At 65.1% G+C, this 18803-nt stretch carries 18 protein-coding genes and 1 pseudogene; 8 read left to right on the top strand and 11 right to left on the bottom strand.

Going from position 1 to position 18803, the window contains the following annotated elements:
• Position 1: 1 nt before the first annotated feature.
• A complete protein-coding gene (gene phnD / locus ABWO90_RS06535; protein ID WP_353190392.1) occupies positions 2-970 on the top strand; it encodes a phosphonate ABC transporter substrate-binding protein in 969 nt (322 codons plus the stop codon).
• Between the two features lie 216 nt (positions 971-1186).
• Positions 1187-1993 (top strand): phosphonate ABC transporter, permease protein PhnE, encoded by an 807-nt coding sequence (gene phnE, locus ABWO90_RS06530; RefSeq protein ID WP_353190391.1) that lies wholly within the window; start codon positions 1187-1189, stop codon positions 1991-1993.
• Between the two features lie 182 nt (positions 1994-2175).
• Here phnE and ABWO90_RS06525 read toward each other — a convergent pair whose 3' ends face one another.
• From ABWO90_RS06525 to phnG, 7 genes are all read right to left on the bottom strand, one after another.
• Complete coding sequence (locus ABWO90_RS06525) at positions 2176-3312, bottom strand: alpha-D-ribose 1-methylphosphonate 5-triphosphate diphosphatase (RefSeq protein ID WP_353190390.1); 1137 nt, start codon at positions 3310-3312, stop codon at positions 2176-2178.
• Positions 3313-3328: 16 nt separating this feature from the next.
• Positions 3329-4033: a phosphonate C-P lyase system protein PhnL gene (gene phnL, locus ABWO90_RS06520; RefSeq protein WP_353190502.1), complete on the bottom strand. Its 705-nt coding sequence runs from the start codon at positions 4031-4033 to the stop codon at positions 3329-3331.
• Between the two features lie 77 nt (positions 4034-4110).
• A complete protein-coding gene (phnK, locus tag ABWO90_RS06515) occupies positions 4111-4884 on the bottom strand; it encodes a phosphonate C-P lyase system protein PhnK (protein ID WP_353190501.1) in 774 nt (257 codons plus the stop codon).
• Between the two features lie 38 nt (positions 4885-4922).
• The gene (locus ABWO90_RS06510) at positions 4923-5837 is read right to left on the bottom strand and encodes an alpha-D-ribose 1-methylphosphonate 5-phosphate C-P-lyase PhnJ (protein ID WP_502922552.1); all 915 of its coding nucleotides are present in this window, start codon (positions 5835-5837) and stop codon (positions 4923-4925) included.
• Positions 5834-7081 carry a carbon-phosphorus lyase complex subunit gene (locus tag ABWO90_RS06505; RefSeq protein ID WP_353190389.1) on the bottom strand — a complete coding sequence of 416 codons (1248 nt, stop codon included), beginning with the start codon at positions 7079-7081 and terminating at the stop codon, positions 5834-5836. The genes ABWO90_RS06510 and ABWO90_RS06505 overlap by 4 nt, the downstream gene beginning before the upstream one ends.
• Positions 7081-7728 carry a phosphonate C-P lyase system protein PhnH gene (gene phnH, locus ABWO90_RS06500; RefSeq protein ID WP_353190388.1) on the bottom strand — a complete coding sequence of 216 codons (648 nt, stop codon included), beginning with the start codon at positions 7726-7728 and terminating at the stop codon, positions 7081-7083. The genes ABWO90_RS06505 and phnH overlap by 1 nt, the downstream gene beginning before the upstream one ends.
• Positions 7729-8211, bottom strand: a complete 483-nt coding sequence (phnG, locus tag ABWO90_RS06495) for a phosphonate C-P lyase system protein PhnG (RefSeq protein ID WP_353190387.1) — start codon at positions 8209-8211, stop codon at positions 7729-7731.
• 94 nt (positions 8212-8305) lie between these two features.
• Between phnG and phnF the strand changes: the two genes are divergently transcribed.
• The 3 genes and pseudogenes from phnF to phnN all read left to right on the top strand — a co-directional run bounded on the left by phnF (position 8306) and on the right by phnN (position 10391).
• Entirely contained in the window at positions 8306-9067 is a 762-nt protein-coding gene (gene phnF, locus ABWO90_RS06490; protein ID WP_353190386.1) for a phosphonate metabolism transcriptional regulator PhnF, read from the top strand.
• Positions 9064-9822 carry a DUF1045 domain-containing protein gene (locus ABWO90_RS06485; protein WP_353190385.1) on the top strand — a complete coding sequence of 253 codons (759 nt, stop codon included), beginning with the start codon at positions 9064-9066 and terminating at the stop codon, positions 9820-9822. Before phnF ends, ABWO90_RS06485 begins: the two co-directional genes overlap by 4 nt.
• Positions 9819-10391: pseudogene (gene phnN, locus ABWO90_RS06480) on the top strand (phosphonate metabolism protein/1,5-bisphosphokinase (PRPP-forming) PhnN). The gene ABWO90_RS06485 and the pseudogene phnN overlap by 4 nt, the downstream one beginning before the upstream one ends.
• 79 nt (positions 10392-10470) lie before the next feature.
• Here phnN and ABWO90_RS06475 read toward each other — a convergent pair.
• Entirely contained in the window at positions 10471-11025 is a 555-nt protein-coding gene (locus ABWO90_RS06475) for a TetR/AcrR family transcriptional regulator (RefSeq protein ID WP_353190499.1), read from the bottom strand.
• Positions 11025-11561, bottom strand: a complete 537-nt coding sequence (locus ABWO90_RS06470) for a dihydrofolate reductase family protein (protein ID WP_353190384.1) — start codon at positions 11559-11561, stop codon at positions 11025-11027. The genes ABWO90_RS06475 and ABWO90_RS06470 overlap by 1 nt, the downstream gene beginning before the upstream one ends.
• 287 nt (positions 11562-11848) lie before the next feature.
• Here ABWO90_RS06470 and ABWO90_RS06465 point away from each other — a divergent pair, with 287 nt between their 5' ends.
• The 3 genes from ABWO90_RS06465 (at position 11849) to purU (ending at position 16461) form a co-directional block, all read left to right on the top strand.
• Entirely contained in the window at positions 11849-14338 is a 2490-nt protein-coding gene (locus ABWO90_RS06465; RefSeq protein WP_353190383.1) for a GcvT family protein, read from the top strand.
• Between the two features lie 269 nt (positions 14339-14607).
• Positions 14608-15459 (top strand): NUDIX hydrolase, encoded by an 852-nt coding sequence (locus ABWO90_RS06460; protein WP_353190382.1) that lies wholly within the window; start codon positions 14608-14610, stop codon positions 15457-15459.
• Positions 15460-15588: 129 nt separating this feature from the next.
• Positions 15589-16461, top strand: coding sequence for a formyltetrahydrofolate deformylase (purU, locus tag ABWO90_RS06455; protein WP_353190381.1), 873 nt, complete (start codon positions 15589-15591; stop codon positions 16459-16461).
• A gap of 92 nt (positions 16462-16553) precedes the next feature.
• On the opposite strand, the gene ABWO90_RS06450 is transcribed toward purU, so the two are convergent.
• Both ABWO90_RS06450 and ABWO90_RS06445 read right to left on the bottom strand, forming a co-directional pair.
• Positions 16554-17930 (bottom strand): MFS transporter, encoded by a 1377-nt coding sequence (locus ABWO90_RS06450; protein ID WP_353190380.1) that lies wholly within the window; start codon positions 17928-17930, stop codon positions 16554-16556.
• A gap of 363 nt (positions 17931-18293) precedes the next feature.
• Positions 18294-18758, bottom strand: a complete 465-nt coding sequence (locus ABWO90_RS06445; RefSeq protein WP_353190379.1) for a DUF488 domain-containing protein — start codon at positions 18756-18758, stop codon at positions 18294-18296.
• Positions 18759-18803 lie beyond the last annotated feature (45 nt).

The raw sequence follows: 18803 nt of genomic DNA, 5'->3' as shown, positions 1-18803 counted from the left end.
CATGAAACTGTGGAAAACCCTGCTGGCCGGTGCGGCCATGATCGCCTCGGTCGCGGCGGCACACGCGCAGGAAATCAACTTCGGCATCATCTCGACCGATTCCAGCGCGGCCCTGCGCCAACGCTGGCAGCCGCTGATCGACGACATGGAGAAGCAAACGGGTCTGAAGGTGACCCCGTTCTTCGCCACCGACTACGCCGGCGTGATCGAAGGCATGCGCTTCAACAAGGTGCAACTCGCGTGGATGGGCAACAAGGGCGCGATGGAAGCCGTGGACCGCTCGCAAGGTGAAGTCTTCGCGAAGATCCAGTACGCCGACGGCACCGAAGGCTACTACTCGCTGCTGATCTCGAACGCCGCTAGCCCGTACAAGACGCTCGACGACGTGATCAAGAACGGCAAGAAGATCAACTTCGGCCTGGGCGATCCGACCTCGACGTCGGGCACGCTGGTGCCGGGCTACTACGTGTTCGCGAAGAACAACATCGACCCGCGCACGTACTTCAAGACGGCGCGCAGCTCGAACCACGGCGCCAACCTGATGGCCGTGATCAACAACCAGGTCGACGTGGCCACCAACAACACGGAAGAGCTCAACAAGCTCGAAGCCACGCAGCCGGAGAAGGCCAAGCTGGTGCACGTGATCTGGAAGTCGCCGCTGATTCCGTCGGACCCGCTGCTGTGGCGCAAGGACCTGCCGGACGGCACGAAGAAGAAGATTCGCGACTTCTTCCTCGCCTACGGCAAGGACGCGCATGAGAAGGAAGTGCTGAAGAACATCTACAACTACGGCGGTTTCCGCGCGTCGTCGGATGCTCAGCTGCTGCCGATCCGCCAACTGGAACTGTTCAAGCAGAAGACCCAGCTCGAAGCCGACACGAGCGTCGACGCTGCCAAGAAGAAGGCGCAACTGGCCGACATCGAAAGCAAGCTCGCCGCGCTCGACCAGCAACTCAGCAAGACGAAGTAAGCGTAGCACGCTTCGGAAGTGGTTTGACGTAGTTTGACGTTGTCTTGTGGGGCGGTGCATGTGAAATGCGCCGCCCCGCCATCGAAGACGGCGGGCCTGTGGATGGTGTGGTGCGGCCCGTCGCCTCCTTTGCTGTCCGAATTTTCACCGGTGGTCTGGCGCGACATTGCATGGCATTGCGCGGTACGACGGCCGGTATGACCTGTGGTACTCGACATGAACACCAGCGTTCCCCTCAATGCAAATGGCCGCCTGCCGGGCGAGCCGCCCAAGCGTTCCTGGTTGTCCCTGATCGGCTGGGGTGCGTTCTTCCTGATCCTGGTGTGGTCGTGGAGCGGCGCGGACATGCGCCCGCTCGATCTGTTCCGCGACTCGGGCAACATGAGCCAGTTCGCGCACGACTTCTTCCCGCCGGACTTCAAGGACTGGCGCGTGTATGTGAACGAGATGATGGTGACGATCCACATCGCGGTGTGGGGCACGGTGCTCGCCGTGGTGTGCTCGATTCCGATGGGGTTGCTCTCGGCATCGAACATGGTGCCCGCGTGGGTGTACCAGCCGGTGCGCCGCGTGATGGATGCGTGCCGCGCGATTAACGAGATGGTGTTCGCGATGCTGTTCATCGTGGCGGTGGGCCTGGGGCCGTTCGCCGGTGTGCTCGCGTTGTGGGTGCATACGACGGGCACGCTCTCGAAGCTGTTCGCCGAAGCGGTCGAGGCGATCGATCCGCGTCCGGTGGAAGGTGTGCGGGCCACGGGCGCGCGCGCCATCGACGAAATCCTGTACGGCGTGCTGCCGCAGGTCATGCCGCTGTGGATTTCGTACACGCTGTACCGCTTCGAGTCGAACGTGCGTTCGGCGTCGGTGGTAGGCATGGTGGGTGCCGGCGGCATCGGCGTGGTGCTCTACGAAGTGATTCGCAGCTTCCAGTACGCGCAGACGTGTGCCGTGATGCTGATCATGATCGTCGTGGTCACCTGCATCGACGTGTTCTCGGCACGCGTGCGCAAGATGGTGATCTGACGCGGACGGCGTCTGGCAGCAATGAACAAGGGCGCTTCGGCGCCCTTCGTCGTTTCCGTCGCTTCCGTCGCTTCCGTCGCAGCCGTCATTGCCGTGTCGCTTGCGTCCGATGTTCGAGATCGGGTAAGGCATGTAAAAAGGGCGCCGAAGCGCCCTTTGCTACGTGTCGCAGCCGGCTGGGTTCAAGCGATCCGAGCGCCTTCCAGATACGTTGCACGCGGCACCGGCGGCATGCCCGGACGCACGGCCACGCGCACCATATCGGCGCGCAGTCCCGGCGCGATACCGCCGCGATCCGTGAGGCCCGCCGACTGTGCCGGATTCCACGACACGGTGCGCATCGCCTTCGACAGCGACCAGCCGATGTCCGTGTGCAGCTGGAACGCCGCCTGCATCAGGCTCGACGGCACATAGTCCGACGACAGAATGTCGAGTACGTCCTCGCGAGCGAGATCGGCGGCAGCGACATTGCCCGAGTGAGAGCCGCCGCGCACGATGTTCGGTGCGCCCATGATGACCCCGATCGACTGCTCATGCGCACCTCGTGCCGCAGCAAGCGTCGTCGGGAATTCAGAGATCGCCACGCCGTCGCGCACCGCTTCTTCCACGTGCTCGAGCGACGTGTCGTCATGGCTCGCCAGCGGCAGGCCACGCGTGCGGCAGATCTCCACGATCTTGCGGCGATGCGGCAGTGCATACGCTTCCTGATGTGCAATCAGCTCGGTGAGCATCGCCTCCCAGGTCTCGTCCGACACTTTGCCATTGCGCTCGTGGTACTGACGGTACATCACCGGGTCGTGCCACTGGCGCTGCCCCGGCGTGTGATCCATGAGAGAGACGAGGCGCAGCAGCGGGTGGTCGCACATCTCGACGAACGCGTCGGCGGCATCGTGCGTCGCCACTTCGCAGCGCAGATGCAGGAAGTGATCGGCGCGAAAGAGTCCGGCGGCTGCTGTGTCGAGCAGTGCCTGTCCGCACTCGTGCTGCACCTTGCGGCTGCGCAGCCCGAAGCCGTCGCGCTCGCCGATGACCAGCGAATCGAAGACGGTGGTGATCCCGGCGGCGGCGACCTGGGCGTCGTGAATGGCAAACGCGGCGTGCGTGTTCCAGATCACGCCGGGGCGCGGCGCGAGATGCTTCTCCAGGTTGTCCGTGTGCAGCTCGACCAGACCGGCGATCAGGTGATCGCCCTGCCAGTCGATGGCCTCCGGCACTTGCGTGGTGCCTTCTTCCACGGAATGAATGCGGCCCTCGCGCACTTCGAGCACGCCGGTGAAGGTGGTCTCGGGGGTGACGATGCGGGCGTTCTTGATGAGCATGAACAGACTCCGGGGATCAATGAGCGGGGCGAAGCACGGGCCGCATGGCCAGCGTGCGTGTGGCGACCTCGTCGCGGGTCGCCTCGTCGTGGAAGATGCCGACGATCGCGCTGCCGGCGGCGCGCGCTTCGGTAATCAGTGCGCAGACCACGGCGCGGTTCTGGGCGTCGAGCGAGGCCGTCGGCTCGTCGAGCAGCAGCACCGGCGCGGCGGCAATCAGCCCGCGCGCGATGTTGATGCGCTGCTGCTCGCCGCCGGAGAACGTCGCCGGGGCGAGCGACCAGAGCCGCTCGGGAATGTTCAGGCGCGCGAGCAGGTCACGCGCGCGTCCGGCCGCATCGCGCTCGTCGTGACCGAGGCGGCGCAGCGGCTCGGCCACGATGTCGAGCGTGCTCACGCGCGGAATCACGCGCAGGAACTGGCTGACGTAGCCGAGCGTGGTGCGGCGCACCGAGAGCACTTCGCGTGCGGTGGCGCTCGTGAGTTCCACCCAGCGCTCGCCGCGTCCGTCGTCATGACGAATCTCGATGCGGCCTTCGCCCACGAGGTAATTGCCGTACAGGCAGCGCAGCAGCGTGCTCTTGCCTGCCCCGGAGGGCCCGACGAGGGCGACGCATTCACCGCGTCGCACCGTGAGGTCCACGCCCTCGAGCGCGGGAATGGCGGTGCCGCCCTGGGCGTGCAGCCGGAACGTCTTGTGCAGGTCCTGCGCACGCAGCATCACGTCGTGCTCGCGCGTGACGAGCGTGCTTGATGCCTGGCGCAGCGCGGCCGCGTTGGGAGTGTTCGTTGCGAGCGTCATACGGGCAGCACCGAGGAGACCAGCAGTTGCGTGTAGGGGTGTTGGGGATCGTCGAGTACCTGATCGGTCAGCCCGGCTTCGACCACACGGCCCGCCTGCATCACGATCAGTCGGTGCGCAATCAGTCGCGCGACCCCGATATCGTGCGTGACGATGATGGCGGCCAGATGAAGGCGTTCCACGAGCGAGCGCAGCAGGTCGAGCAGACGTGCCTGCACCGACACGTCGAGACCGGCGGTCGGTTCGTCCATGAAGACGAGCCGCGGCTCGGTCACGAGGTTGCGGGCGATCTGCAGGCGCTGCTGCATGCCGCCGGAGAACGCGCCGGGCATCTCGTCGACGCGCGCCGGATCGAGCTCGACCTGCGCCATCCAGTGACTGGCCTTCGCGCGGATATCGCCGAAGTGGCGTGCGCCCACCGCCATCAACCGGTCGCCGATGTTGCCGCCGGCCGACACGTTCATGCGCAGACCGTCGCGCGGGTTTTGCTCCACGAAGCCCCATTCGGTGCGCAGCAGGCGGCGCTTGTGCGCTTCGTCGAGCGTGCGCAGGTCGTGCAGCGTGCCGTCGGTGCCGCGATAGTGCAGTGCGCCCGCATCGATCTCGTGACGCAGTGCGAGCGTGTTGAGCAGTGTCGACTTGCCCGAACCGGACTCCCCGACCACGCACACGACTTCGCCGGGCCACAGATCGAACGTCACGTCGGCGCAGCCGATGCGATCGCCGTAGCGCTTGCCGAGGCCCGCCACACGCAGCAGCGGTTCGTCCATCGGCAACGCGCCCCGCGTTGCGTTATCCACGAGCGCGTTCATGCGTTCTCCTCCGCGTCGGTGCGGCTGCCGCAATAGTCGCTGTCGGAGCAGACGTGCATGCGCGTGCCGGCGTCGTCCGTGATGACTTCGTCGAGGAAGCTGTCGGTCGCGCCGCACAGGGCGCAGTGGGCGTCCCACTTCTGGATCTCGAACGGGTGGTCGTCGAAGTCGAGACTCTCGACGGGCGTGTACGGCGGAATCGCGTACAGGCGCCGCTCGCGTCCCGCCCCGAACAGTTGCAGCGCCGGGTTCATATGCAGCTTGGGGTTGTCGAACTTCGGAATCGGGGAGGGCGACGTGAGATAGCGCCCGTTCACGATAACCGGATAGTCGTAAGTGGTCGCGATCGCGCCGTGGCGCACGATGTCCTCGTAAAGACGCACACGCATGAGGCCGTACTCGCCGAGCGCGTGAAGCTTGCGCGACTCTGCAATGCGCGGTTCGAGCCGGAACATCGGTTCGGGCATCGGCACTTGATAGACCATGATCTGGCCTTCGTGCAGCGCGGCTTCGGGAATGCGGTGACGGGTCTGGATGACCGTGGCGTCGGCCGTCTTCGTCGTGGTGGCGACACCGGCGGTGCGCGCGAAGAAGCGACGGATGTTCACGGCGTTGGTCGTGTCGTCGGCGCCCTGGTCGATCACCTTGAGCGTGTCGTCGGCACCGATTACGGCGGCGCTGACCTGAATGCCACCCGTGCCCCAGCCATAGGGCAGCGGCATCTCGCGGCTGCCGAACGGCACCTGATAGCCGGGAATCGCCACCGCCTTGAGCAGGCTGCGGCGAATCATGCGTTTGGTCTGTTCGTCGAGGAACGCGAAGTTGTAGCCGTCGAAGGTGGCAGCGGGTGCGGTGGATGACCCGGGGCGCGATGTGGGGAGTGAAGTAGGAAGTGAAGCGGCCTGATTCATGCAGCCTCCTGAGTGTTCTGATCGCCGGCGCGTACTTCACCCTCGGTGGCCGGCGTTCCGTATTTCGCGGCATGCTCTGCGCGCAAGCGGCGCACCAGTTCCAGTTCCGCCTGGAAGTCGACGTAGTGCGGCAGCTTCAGGTGCTGCACGAAGCCTGACGCTTCGACGTTGTCGCTGTGATAGAGCACGAATTCCTGTTGTTGCGCGGGCGACGTGATCTCGTCGCCCAGTTCCTGCGTGCGCAGCGCGCGGTCGACGAGCGACATCGCGAGCGCCTTGCGTTCGTTGTGTCCGAAGGCGAGACCGTAGCCCTGTGTGAACTGCGGCGGCACGTCCTGATTGCCGCCGAACTGCGTGACCATCTGGCATTCCGTCACGGCGATTTCGCCAATGTCGATGGCGAAGCCGAGTTCTTCCGGCACGATTTCGACGGCCACGTGGCCAATACGGATTTCGCCCGCGAACGGATGGTCGTTGCCGTAGCCACGCTGTGTGGAGTAGCCGAGCGCGAGCAGGAAACCTTCGTCGCCGCGCGCGAGGTTCTGCAAGCGCGCCGTGCGTGACGCCGGGGTGAACAACGGCGAGTGCACGAGATCGTGCGGCTCGGGGTCGGTGTCGTCGGCGCTGAGCGATTCGAGCAGGCCGTCGCGCTTCATGATGTCCGTCACGCGCGGCGTGGTCGCGATGGGCGGCACCGGCGGAATGCCGGGAGTGCCGAGCGCCGTCGCCACGGGAGTCGACGTGTTCGCTGCGACGGATGTCGGGGCGTCGTCCGACGTGTTGTCTTGCGTTTCCCCCGGCAGCGGAGCTCGCGCCGCACTCCCCGGGGTTTCGCCTTCCGCCAGCAGCGCGAAATCGAGCAGCCGCTGTGTGTAATCGTAGGTGGCGCCGAGCACCTGTCCGCCCGGCACGTCCTTGAACGTTGCGGAGATGCGGCGTGACAGGCGCATGGCTGCGGTGTCGATGGGACGCGTCGTGCCCAGGCGCGGCAGTGTCGTGCGATAGGCGCGCAACAGGAAGATCGCCTCGACCAGATCGCCCGCGGCCTGTTTGATGGCCAGCGCGGCAAGTGTCTCGTCATGCAGCGCGCCTTCGCTCATCACGCGCGAGACGGCCAGACGCATCTGCTCGCGAATCTGCGTCACGGTGAGCGCGGGAATCTCGGGATTGCCGCGTCGCGCCTTGGCGAGCAGATCCCACGATTGTTCGATGGCGCGCTCGCCACCTTTGACTGCGACGTACATCAGCAAACCTCCACATGCGTGGTGCGCGGTAGCCCGAGCACAGCGTCGCCCGACGCAATCAGCAGATCGAGCCCGGCGGGAAAGCGCGGTGCCAGTGCGGCACGCGCCTGCCAGAAAGCGGCGTCGAGGCCACCGACGGTCACATCCGTATGCGTTGCGATGCCGGGGCCACGCAACCGCAGGTGCAGTCCGTCGCGATGCGTGTCATTCGCCGCATGGCCAGCGGCGAGTGTCGGCACGTCGACGATCAGCGTGGCGCTGTGTTCCGGCGACTCGGCCGTGCCGAAGGCGAACCGCGCCAGCGCCGGGCAACGCGTGGGGTCGGTGAGCAACGCAAATTGCGCACGTGGCAGTTCGGCTTCGCCGCACAGCAGCGGCGCGCCGGTGTGAAAGCGCAATGCACTCGCCACTTCGGGCAGCGGCGCTTGCAGCCACACAGCGGTGGTGGCGTCGGCCAGGGCGAGCAGCGTGGCGCGCGCAGCGATGCTGGCTTCCTCGCTCTCTGCGAGCCGGCTGCCGACACTGCGGAGTTGGCCCGGGCGCGCAAGCGCATCGAGTACGGCACGGAACACGCGCTGGGCGTCGTGCACCGGGTCGGCGAAGCCGGGCTGAAGCTGCGACCAGTCAGGTGTCGAGGGTGTCAACATTCAGGCCTCCCGAACCATCGTGAAGAACTCGACGCGGCTGGCGGCCGTGTCGGCGTCGTTCTGCGCAGCGGTGGCGGCCAGCCGCTGCGAGATCGCGACGAGCGGCCCGACCGCGATCGTGGCGTGGTGCTGCGGCATCTGCATGAGTGCGTCGAGACGCGCCACGCGTACCGCGCGTTCCGCATCGCGGCCCAGCACGTAGCCGGTGCCGACCACGCCGTCGCGTTGACGCAACGTGCAGCGCGTCACCGTCGTCTCGCCGAGGTTGAATCGGTCACCGCTGCCGCCGACGCGGCCCTGCACCAGCACGAGGCCGGTCTGCGGGGCGCGTAGCCAGACGAAGTCGGGGGCGTCGGGACAGCGCGCGATGGCGTCGTCGAGCTCGTCGCGCGTGGCGCGGGCGAACAACGCGAGCCATTGCGCGCGTGCCGGCGGGGCAGCGGTGCCCGCGTCATGCGCCGTGAAGGAAGTTGAGTTCGTCATGATTGTCTAGTCGTATAGACGTGTGTATGATCGCAATGACACCGATTGGGGTAATGCACGCGACCTCATTACAACTTTCGCGGGTGTCAATTTGATGACAGCACAACTCGAACGTGGCAGCGGCGTCGCCGTCTGGCGGCAGATTGCGCAGATTCTTGCCACGGAAATCGGCCAGCGCCGTTATGGCGAAGGCCTGCCTGACGATCGTCTGCCGAGCGAGACCGATCTCGCGCAGCGTTTTGGCGTGAACCGTCACACCGTGCGTCGCGCGATTCTCGGGCTGGCGGAGCAAGGGCTGGTGAACGTGGAGCACGGACGTGGCACCTTCGTGCAGGCGGGGGCCATCGGCTACGTCATCGGGCGGCGTACGCGCTTCACGGAAAACCTGTCGCAGAACAATCTCAAGACGGCGCAGCAGATCGTGTCGGCACAGAAGGTAAAAGCCGAAGCGAACGTTGCGCATGCACTCGAACTGCCCGCGGGGGCACTCGTCTATCGCGTTGAACTCACACGCCGCAGTCTCGATGCGCAAGGCATCGAGCTGCCGCTCGCGTACAGCGAGAACTGGTTTCCGGCAACGCGCTTTCCCGACTTTCCCGACGTCTTCGCGCAGCACACGTCGATCAGTGCCGCACTCGCGACGTTCGGTGTGACGGATTACACCCGCCGCGAAAGTCGCATCGGGGCGCGCTTGCCCGACGCGGACATTGCGCGCCACCTCGGCATCAATCGTCAGCAACCGGTGCTGAGCGTGGAGAGTACCGACGTGGACGTGGCGGACAAGCCGATCAAGTACGGCGTTGCCTACTTCCCGGCCGATCGCATGCAGTTGGTGGTGCAAGGGGACGGACAATGAGCGAGGTGTTCTCCGCAGAAGTCCCGGCGTTCGATCCGACGACGGCGCGTTTCGCCATCTACTACGCACCGCCCGCCGGCTCGTGCTGGTGGAACGAAGGCAGCCGATGGCTCGGGCGCGATGCGATCACCGGCCGTGCGCTCAACGCGCCGCAGGTGCCGGGCCTGTCGCGCGCATTGCATGACGTGACCGTCGACCCGCGCCGCTACGGCTTGCACGCGACGCTCAAGGCACCGATGCGGCTCACGCCCGTTGCACGGTTGGCTGATCTGCGCGACGTCGCTGTGGCCGTGGCGTCGCGTCACGCGCCGTTCGATCTCGTCGTGCGCACCGATGTTGTCGACGCCGACAACGGCAAGCGGCCGGGCTTCGTGGCGTTGCGCCCCGCCGTGGGCGCTTCGCAGGCGACGGCGGTCGACGCGCTCGCGGCCGACTGCGTGCGAGCATTCGATGAACTGCGTGCGCCGCTTGCCGACGTCGAACTCGCAAAACGTCTCGCGCAGCCGTTGTCGTCGCAGCAACGCGAGCGGCTCATGCAATGGGGCTACCCCTACGTGCTCGACGAGTTCCGCTTTCACGTGACGCTGTCGGATCGCGTCGATGCCAACGATGCCGCGGCCATCATCGAATGGTGGCAGCCGCGCGTCCAGGCGCTGGGACCGATGCGCGTGGACAGCCTGGCGATCTTCGTGGAGCCGACGCCCGGCGCGCCATTCGTACTGCTCGACCGTTTCACGTTGCGAGGTGCCGCATGAATCACGCACGCCTTTTCTACGTGATGGGGCCATCGGGCGCGGGGAAAGATTCGCTACTCGCCTACGCACGCGAACGGGTCGGTACGCCGCAGACCGGTGCGGCGCCGGTGCTCTTTGCGCACCGCTACATCACGCGTGCGCCGGCGGACGGGGAAAACCACGTGGCGCTCACGCACGCCGAATTCGCGACGCGGCAGTCGCTCGGATGCTTCGCGCTCGATTGGGAAAGTCACGATTGCCGATATGGCATCGGCATCGAAATCGATGCCTGGATGGCAGCGGGAGCGAATGTCGTCGTGAATGGCTCGCGCGCGTTTCTCGATCAGGTCGTGCAGCGTTATGGCGAACGCGTGCATCTCGTGGAGGTTCGGGTCGATCCCAAAGTGCGGGCGCTGCGCCTCGCCAGTCGTGGGCGGGAAACGGGCGACGCGCTGGACAGGCGCGTCGCACACCGCGTCGAGTGAGCCCCGCCCGACGGCGTACCGCTCTCGGTCGTCACCAACAATGGCGCGCTCGCCCAGGCCGGAGAGCAACTGCTGGCACTGCTCTCGCAGCGACGCGAAGCCTGAGTCCCATCCCGCTCCGAAGCGCTCCGTATCGTCGCCAGTACGCCTTGGCATTGACGCGGAGCGCGAAACCGAACCGGCGTCAGGTCGACGTTGCGCTAAGGCGATCCAGAAGGACACCCAGGGCCTGACGATAGTGGTCGTCGGGCGCAGCCTGCTGCGCATCGCCAGTCTGCGCGACGGGCAGTGCGCTGCCATGGGCGTGATCGATCAGGATGTCGCGCCACAGCACGGGCGCGTCCGTCATGTCGGCGAGCAACACGGTCAGACGATCGGTGATCTCCCGCGTCACCCCGGCAAACGCCGCCGGCGTGGCGAAGATGGCCAGCGTCAATTGCGGATGTCGGCGTACTGCCTCGTGATAGCGAAGCAAGAGGGCGTGGACCTCGGCCCGGCCGGACAGTCCCGCTTCGATGTTCGCAAGCACCTCGGCATATACCTTGTCCGAAAGCGCGCGCAGCAGGCCCGCGTGGTCTTCCACGTGGTGATACAAGCTCATGGGTGTGACACCGAGCCGGGCGGCCAATGCACGCATGCTCAGCCCTTGCCCGCCTTCGTCGAGCAGCTCGAGCGCTGTCGACAGGATGATGTCACGCGTGACCCCGGCACCACGCGCGGGGCGTCCGCGCGGGCGCATCACGAGACGACCTCGTAAGTCGTTTGCACCAGCCCGGAAGGGAAGCTCCGGCTACCCGTCAATCGCAACTCCACGTCCTTCGCCAACGCACCGAACAAAGGCCTTCCTGAACCGATCAGCACCGGCATCGTGGTGACGATCATGTCGGCGATCAAGCCGTCTCGCAGGAACGACTGCACCACTTTTCCGCCGTCTACGTAGATCTTGCCCACGTTCTCGCGGGACAGTTGTTCGATCAAGCCTCGCGGCGTGTCACCGGAAAACCGCACCTTGCCTTCGAGGGCATCGGGCACCGGCGTGTCGGCCAGTTGCCGGGAGAGCACGATCACCGGCAATTCGTAAGCCCAAGGGCCGAGGCTGAGCATCTTCTCGAAGGTGCCTCGCCCCATCACGATCATGTCCTTGTCGGCAATGAAGGCCGGGTAGCCATGGTCCTCGTCCGGATCGTCGCGCTGCAAAAGCCAGTCGATGTCGCCGTCGGGCCGGGCGATGAAGCCGTCGAGGCTCGCGGCGATGAATACATGGGCGGTGGTCATGGCAAGAAACCATTAAATATACGTCGTATATTTTTGCGTCAATTCCATGGGAATGCAAGGCGGCTTATGTCATGACCTGCCGTTTGTCGGACGGGCGCGGTGAGGCAGAGAGCGGCCGCCAGCCTTGATGTCACCGATGTGTCGATGCTTGTTGTTTTGCAATATGTGTATTAATTTTGCAAATTATTGCAAAGGTGGCGTGCTTTGCGTAATCTCACGTCATCGCACATGACATCGCCTGCGCCGACGCCTCGTCATCGGTTGCGGGCCCCCTTCGGAGCCCTCTCATGACTTCAGCATTGCCCACGCACGCCCGCGTCGTCATCGTCGGCGGCGGCATCGTCGGCTGTTCGGTGGCCTATCACCTCGCGAAACTCGGTTGGACGGACGTCGTTCTGCTGGAGCAGGGGCAACTGTCGTGCGGCACGACATGGCACGCGGCCGGACTCGTCGGCCAGTTGCGCTCGCAGGAGAGCATGACGAAGCTGATCCGCTACTCGACGAAGCTCTACAGTGAGCTGGAAGCGGAAACGGGACTCGGCACGGGCTGGAAGCAATGCGGCTCACTGTCGGTGGCGCGCACGCACGAACGCATGACGCAACTCAAGCGCACGGCAGCCGTGGCGCGCGCGTACGGTGTGCAATGCGATGTGATCTCGCCGCGCGACGCGGGCGAACTCTGGCCGGTCATGCGCACCGACGACCTCGTCGGCGCGGTGTGGCTGCCCGGCGACGGCAAGGCCAATCCGACCGACCTCACGCAAGCGCTGGCACGCGGAGCGCGCAGCCGGGGCGTACGCATTGCCGAGAACACGCGTATCACGGAGATTCACACGGCGTCACCCAACGGTATTCGCACGGCGACGGGCGTATCGTGGCGCAACAAGGACGGCGCGAGTGGCCGCATCGATGCCGAGATCGTCGTCAACTGCGCGGGGCAATGGGCCAAGGCCGTCGGCCGGATGTGCGGCGTGACGGTGCCGCTGCACTCGGCCGAGCACTATTACATCGTGACCGAGCGTGTTCCCGGGGTACACACCGATCTGCCGGTGATGCGCGACCCCGACGGCTACATCTACTTCAAGGAGGAAGTCGGCGGCCTGGTGATGGGCGGCTTCGAGCCGAATGCCAAGCCATGGGGCATGAACGGCATTCCGGAGAATTTCGAATTCCAGTTGCTGCCCGACGACTGGGATCAGTTCGAGATTCTCATGGAGAACGCGCTGATTCGCGTGCCTGCGCTGGAAACGGCGCAGATTCGCCAGTTCTACAACGGCCCGGAATCGTTCACGCCGGACAACAACTTCATCCTTGGCGAAGCGCCCGAGCTGCGCAATTTCTACGTCGGTGCGGGATTCAATTCGATGGGGATCGCGTCGGCTGGCGGCGCGGGGATGGCGCTGGCCGAATGGATCGTGGCAGGCGAGCCGACGATGGATCTGTGGCCCGTCGACATTCGCCGCTTTGCAGGCTTCAACGGCAACGACACCTGGTTGCACGACCGCGTGAAGGAAACGCTCGGCCTGCACTACGCGATGCCGTGGCCGAACCGAGAACTCGATACGGCACGGCCGTTCCGGCGCTCGCCGCTGTATGCGACGCTGCTCGCCAAGGGCGCCTGCTTCGGCAGCAAGATGGGCTGGGAGCGGCCGAACTTCTTTGCGCCGTCGCGAGACGAGGCGCGCATCGACTACAGCTTCGGTCAGCAGAACTGGCATGCGTGGAGCGGTGCCGAGCATCGTGCATGCCGCGATGCCGTCGCCCTTTTCGACATGAGTTCGTTCTCGAAGCTGCTCATCAAGGGGCGCGATGCCGAGCGGGTGCTGCAAACGCTGTGCGCGAACGATGTCGCCGTGGCGCCGGGGCGCACCGTCTACACGGCCATGCTCAACGAACGCGGCGGCTACGAATCGGATTTCACGCTCACGCGGCTTGCGCCCGACCAGTACCTGATGGTGACCGGTTCGGCGCAGGCCACGCGCGACATGGACTATCTCGAGCGGCGCATTGCCGGTCTGCCCGACGATCCGCGCTGCACTGTCGTCGACGTCACCGGGCAATACGCCGTGCTGGCGCTGATGGGGCCGAATTCGCGAGCGTTGTTGCAGCAAGTGTCCAAGGCAGATTTTTCCAACGAGGCCTTTCCTTTCGGCACGAGCCGCGAGATCGATCTGGGCTATGCGACAGTGCGCGCGACGCGTCTGACCTACGTCGGCGAGCTGGGCTGGGAGTTGTATGTGCCGGTGGAATTCGCCGTCGGCGTGTATGAGACGCTGCATGCTGCGGGGCCTGCGTTCGGCCTCAAGGACGCGGGCTACTACGCCATCGACTCGTTGCGCATCGAGAAGGGCTACCGCGCGTGGGGCCGCGAGCTGACGCCGGACATCAATCCGGTGGAAGCAGGGCTCACGTTCGCGTGCAAGCTGGCGAGCGATCTGCCGTTTGCCGGACGTACTGCGCTTGAGTTGGCGAAATCCCAGGGCGTGCGTCGCAGGCTCGTGAGCGTGGCGCTCGACGGCGCGCATGACAGGATGCTCTGGGGCGGTGAGGCGGTGTTGCGCGACGGGCAACCCGTGGGGTTCATTTCGTCGGCGGCATTCGGCCACACCATCGATGCGCCGGTCGGCCTCGCCTACCTGACGAACCCGGACGGCGCGGTCTCGGCCGACTACGTGGAAGCGGGCCGCTATCAGGTCGATCTGGCGGGGGAGCTGATCGACGCGCGGGTGCAACTGCGGGCGCTCTACGACCCGAAGGGCGAGCGCGTGAGGGCGTGACCGGGGCGGGGCGTCGCGGGCGATTCGGATAATTCGGGTGCCCGTCGGCAGCGCTTCCGGGCAGCGTGCCCCATGCATTTGCGCGGGCGTGAATCACGTGCCGGCCGTTCTCCAGCAGTGTTCTAGGGCCGGGTGCGCCGCGCCCCGGCACGGATGTGAATCGCGCGCCGGGGCACCTGCCACGGGCGGACTCGTCGCCGCTTCTGTAAAATGCCGCTTTTGCCTCGAATTCGCGTGCCCCTGACGGGGGCGCGTTCGGTCTCTGACGTATGTCTTTTGCTTGTATTGCCGCGGCACGCCGCTTCGACGACAGGGCGCATCTGCCGCTCGTGATCGGTTCGCAGCGTTACGGATGGATTCGGCGTAGCGATGTCGAGTCGTTGTGCCGCTGGCCCGACGTCTTCGAGATCAGCTCGTTGGCCGTGCGCATCCATCCGCGTCACGACACCTGCGAAGCGCGCACGGCGGCGCTGGCGCCGGTGATCGAGACATTGGCCGCCGAAGGGCGCATCACTGGATGGCGCAACGAGCGTTATGCCATTCGCCAGCGCCTGTACGACACGCCGCTCGCCTGGATCGAACGCGCCGCGTCGCGCTTTTTCGGCACGCGCACGTTCGCGGTTCACGTGAACGCGTTCGTGCCGGCGCGCTTCGTCGGCGAAGCACCGAAGCTGTGGATTGCGCGCCGTAGCGTGCTCAAGGCGACCGACCCGGGCTGCCTCGACAATGCGGCGGCGGGCGGTATCGGTAATGGCATCGGCGTGGGCGACACGCTCGTCAAGGAGTGCTGGGAAGAAGCGGGGATTCCGGCGCACTTTGCGAACGAAGCGCGTCCGGGACGCACGCTGCATATTCTCGCGGAGATTCCCGAGGGCGTGCAGTCCGAGCAGATCTTCGTCTACGATCTTGCGCTGCCGCGCGGCTTCGTCCCCGAGAATCAGGACGGTGAGGCGAGTGCGCACTGGCTGTGTTCGGCCAGCAATGTGCGCGACGTGATCGCGCGCGGCAAGATGACCGTGGACGCGAGCCTTGCGAGTCTCGACTTCCTGCTGCGCGAAGGCGCGATCCGCGTGAAGGACTGCGCCGGTATCGAGGCGCTGTTCAAGCCGGCAGAAGAGTAACGGCATCACGGGAACGGCACGGATCGAGGCAAGGGCGGCATGCTGCCGCGCGGCCGGACGGTCGCAGCATCGACCACACACGAATTTCAACACTGCAACGACATTGCAAGCCTTTGCCCAGGAGCAATCATGGCACCGATCGAAAATAGCTACATCCTGAAGTTGTCCTGCCCGGACCGTCCCGGCATCGTCCACGCGGTGGCCGGTTTCCTGGTCGAGCGCGGCGGCAACATTATCGACTCGGCCCAGTTCAACGATCGCTTCACGGGCGGCTTCTTCATGCGCGTGCATTTCCAGCAACTGCCGGGGCAGACCGATCTCGCCACGCTGCAAGGCGACTTCGCGCCGCTGGCAACGGCGTTCGAGATGCAATGGGAGCTGGTCGACGCCGCCATCAAGCCGCGTGTGCTGCTCATGGTCTCGAAGATCGGCCATTGCCTGAACGATCTGCTGTTCCGCTACAAGACCGGCCAACTGAACATCGAAATCCCGGCGATCGTGTCGAACCACAAGGATTTCTATCAACTGGCGGCGAGCTACAACATTCCGTTCCATCACCTGCCGCTCATGAACGCGACGCCGGAAGCCAAGGCGGCGCAAGAAGCGAAGGTGTACGAGCTTGTCGAGGACAACAACATCGATCTCGTGGTGCTCGCGCGCTACATGCAGGTGCTCTCGAGCGATCTGTGCAAGAAGCTGGCGGGTCGTGCGATCAACATTCACCACTCGTTCCTGCCGAGCTTCAAGGGGGCGAAGCCGTACTATCAGGCGTTTGACCGCGGCGTGAAGCTGATCGGGGCGACGGCGCACTACGTGACGTCCGATCTCGACGAAGGTCCGATCATCGAGCAGGAAGTCGAGCGCGTGGATCACACGATGGATCCGGAGCAACTGACGGCGATCGGTCGCGACGTCGAGTGTGTGGCGCTCGCGCGTGCGGTGCGTTACCACGCAGAGCACCGCATTCTGCTCAACGGCCACAAGACGGTGATCTTCCGCTAAGCGTGACAGCACGCCATCCAATGCAAAACGCCCGGGATATCCCGGGCGTTTTTGTTTCCGACTGCGAGTGATACGGATCGGCTGGCGTGTCGTCAGCGCGCCCTGCGTTGCGCGAGTTCGCTGCCCGCGTCGCGTGTGAGTCGGGAAATGGAGAGGGTGGAACTGACCGCAATCAGGCCGACCACGAGAAACGCCCATGGGAAATCGACATTCGTGACGTGATCGCGGCCGTGCAGCCAGGACGACGTCTGCAACACCGCAGCGCCGATGGTGATGCCCAGTGTGAGCGAGACCTGCTGAGCGACACTGGCCAGGCTGGTCGCCTGACTCATGCGCTGTGAGGGCACGTCGGCATACGAAATCGCGTTCAGGCTTGTGAACTGGAGTGAGCGGAAGCAGCCGCCGAACAGCAGGGTGCCGAGAATCACCAGATGCGAGGTCTGGTCGGTAAACAAGCCATAAGCGCCAATCGTGGCCGAGGCGATCAGGGCATTCGTCATGAGCACTTTGCGGAAGCCCCAGCGCTGGAGGATACGCAGCGAAAGCGTCTTCATGAACATCGCGCCGGCGGCCGAAATGAAGGTAAGCGCCCCCGATTCCATCGGTGTCATGCCGAAGCCGAGTTGCAGCATGAGCGGCAGCAGAAACGGTGTCGCGCCCACGCCGATGCGGAACAGCGTGCCGCCTCCCACACCGGCGCGGAAGGTCGGAATGCGGAAGAGGTCGAGCCGCAGCAACGGGTGCGCGAGCCCCTTCGCGTGACGCAGGTACCCCACGAGTAACGCCGCCCCCAATGCTACGAGCCCCAACGCGAGCGGAGTCGGCACCAGGTGACGGCCAATGGTGGACAGCCCCAGCATCAGGATCGACAGGCCGAGTCCCGAGAGCACGAAGCCTCTGATATCGAGCGGCGGTACATTTTCTTCGTAAAGATCGGGAATGTACTTCGTCGCCAGAATGAAGCCGAGCACGCCGATGGGAATGTTGATGAAGAAGATCCAGCGCCAGTGCCAGAACGTGGTGATGAAGCCGCCGAGCGGCGGACCGAGCACCGGGCCGACCAGCGCGGGAATCGTGAGGTAATTCAGGGCGCGCACCATGTCGCGTTTCTCGACGGACTTGAGCAGCGCGAGACGGCCGACGGGCACCATCATTGCGCCGCCCATGCCCTGCACGAAGCGTGCGATCACGAGTTCCGGCAAGTTGGTCGAGATACCGCAGGCGATCGAGCTCAGCACGAAGACGCCGATGGCTGTGCGAAACACGTTGCGCGTGCCGAAGCGATCGGCGATCCAGCCGCTTACCGGGATGAAGACGGCCAGGCTGATGAGATAGGTCGTGAGGGCGAGCTTGAGCGTGATCGGGCTCTCACCGAGATCCCTGGCGATCAACGGCAATGAGGTGGACAACACGGTCGAATCCATGTTCTCCATGAACAGCGCACAGGCAACGATCAGTGGAACGAGCATGAGGCAAGGCGATGCCGTCGCGGCAACGCGGATAAACACACGAGGTATGGCACTACGGGCGGCACGCCGGGGCGTGTGGCGCACGTCGTCTGGGAAATCCGATGAAACGGAAGCGGTGCCGCGCGAGCGCAATTCCACGGCGGCACAGTGAGCGTTATAGCAAACTTCCCCGCCGGGCGCCCCGTTCGCGAGAAAACCCAGGCCCCATGCGGGGTTCCGCGAGGTGAGCACGATTCGACGGCGTTTTGAAGGGCGGAATGCTGTGTTATGTCCCGATACGGTGTTTTGTCCGATGAATCGACCTCGCAGTCGCTTCGGTCGTTTAGGTCGTTTCGTTGACTTCGTTTGCCTCGCCGACTTCGCTTACTTCGCTTCGAGAAAGTCGCGCAGCACATCGAGGTGCGTGTGGGTGCCGTCGTCGACCAGTCGATGAGCGGCGGTGAGCAGGGTGACCGGGCCTTGTGTCAGACGCGTGCGCAGTTCGGTGAGCATGGCGTTGTGATCGGCGTCGAGCACGGCGAGTTCTTCGAGATACTGATCGCGAAACGCGTTGAATTGCTCGGGGTGCTCGTGGAACCACTTGCGCAGCGGCGTGCTGGGTGTGACGTCTTTTGCCCAGAAATCGATCTGCGCCTTGGCTTTGGCAAGGCCTCGCGGCCAGAGCCGGTCGGCGAGCACGCGCTGTCCGTCGGCGGGATCGGGCGCGTCGTAGACGCGCTTGAAGTGGATGTCGAGGTGTTTGGCGCTGCGCTTGCGGGGAGCGCTGGCAGTGCTGGCCGTTTTGGTTTTTGCGGGTGCAGCGGCACCAGTGGCTTTCGACGACGGCATGGGGGGACAGCCTCCGGTAAGGCGCGCGCCTGCGCGCAACATTCA

The sequence above is a fragment of the Pandoraea pnomenusa genome (genome assembly GCF_040391475.1).
GTDB lineage: Bacteria > Pseudomonadota > Gammaproteobacteria > Burkholderiales > Burkholderiaceae > Pandoraea > Pandoraea pnomenusa_C.
This window is presented reverse-complemented; position numbering and strand designations above follow the sequence as displayed.

What these genes read in the sequence shown, in the direction of transcription:
- phnD (WP_353190392.1), top strand. Translation starts at nt 2, where the DNA reads ATGAAACTGTGGAAAACCCTGCTGGCCGGTGCGGCCATGATCGCCTCG.
- ABWO90_RS06475 (WP_353190499.1), bottom strand. Translation starts at nt 11,025, where the DNA reads ATGCGCCCGCGCGGACGCCCCGCGCGTGGTGCCGGGGTCACGCGTGAC.
- ABWO90_RS06485 (WP_353190385.1), top strand. Translation starts at nt 9,064, where the DNA reads ATGAGCGAGGTGTTCTCCGCAGAAGTCCCGGCGTTCGATCCGACGACG.
- ABWO90_RS06465 (WP_353190383.1), top strand. Translation starts at nt 11,849, where the DNA reads ATGACTTCAGCATTGCCCACGCACGCCCGCGTCGTCATCGTCGGCGGC.
- purU (WP_353190381.1), top strand. Translation starts at nt 15,589, where the DNA reads ATGGCACCGATCGAAAATAGCTACATCCTGAAGTTGTCCTGCCCGGAC.
- ABWO90_RS06445 (WP_353190379.1), bottom strand. Translation starts at nt 18,758, where the DNA reads ATGCCGTCGTCGAAAGCCACTGGTGCCGCTGCACCCGCAAAAACCAAA.
- phnE (WP_353190391.1), top strand. Translation starts at nt 1,187, where the DNA reads ATGAACACCAGCGTTCCCCTCAATGCAAATGGCCGCCTGCCGGGCGAG.
- ABWO90_RS06470 (WP_353190384.1), bottom strand. Translation starts at nt 11,561, where the DNA reads ATGACCACCGCCCATGTATTCATCGCCGCGAGCCTCGACGGCTTCATC.
- ABWO90_RS06460 (WP_353190382.1), top strand. Translation starts at nt 14,608, where the DNA reads ATGTCTTTTGCTTGTATTGCCGCGGCACGCCGCTTCGACGACAGGGCG.
- ABWO90_RS06505 (WP_353190389.1), bottom strand. Translation starts at nt 7,081, where the DNA reads ATGTACGTCGCAGTCAAAGGTGGCGAGCGCGCCATCGAACAATCGTGG.
- phnF (WP_353190386.1), top strand. Translation starts at nt 8,306, where the DNA reads ATGACAGCACAACTCGAACGTGGCAGCGGCGTCGCCGTCTGGCGGCAG.
- ABWO90_RS06525 (WP_353190390.1), bottom strand. Translation starts at nt 3,312, where the DNA reads ATGCTCATCAAGAACGCCCGCATCGTCACCCCCGAGACCACCTTCACC.
- ABWO90_RS06450 (WP_353190380.1), bottom strand. Translation starts at nt 17,930, where the DNA reads ATGCTCGTTCCACTGATCGTTGCCTGTGCGCTGTTCATGGAGAACATG.
- ABWO90_RS06510 (WP_502922552.1), bottom strand. Translation starts at nt 5,837, where the DNA reads ATGAATCAGGCCGCTTCACTTCCTACTTCACTCCCCACATCGCGCCCC.
- phnH (WP_353190388.1), bottom strand. Translation starts at nt 7,728, where the DNA reads ATGTTGACACCCTCGACACCTGACTGGTCGCAGCTTCAGCCCGGCTTC.
- phnG (WP_353190387.1), bottom strand. Translation starts at nt 8,211, where the DNA reads ATGACGAACTCAACTTCCTTCACGGCGCATGACGCGGGCACCGCTGCC.
- phnL (WP_353190502.1), bottom strand. Translation starts at nt 4,033, where the DNA reads ATGCTGCGTGCGCAGGACCTGCACAAGACGTTCCGGCTGCACGCCCAG.
- phnK (WP_353190501.1), bottom strand. Translation starts at nt 4,884, where the DNA reads ATGGACGAACCGCTGCTGCGTGTGGCGGGCCTCGGCAAGCGCTACGGC.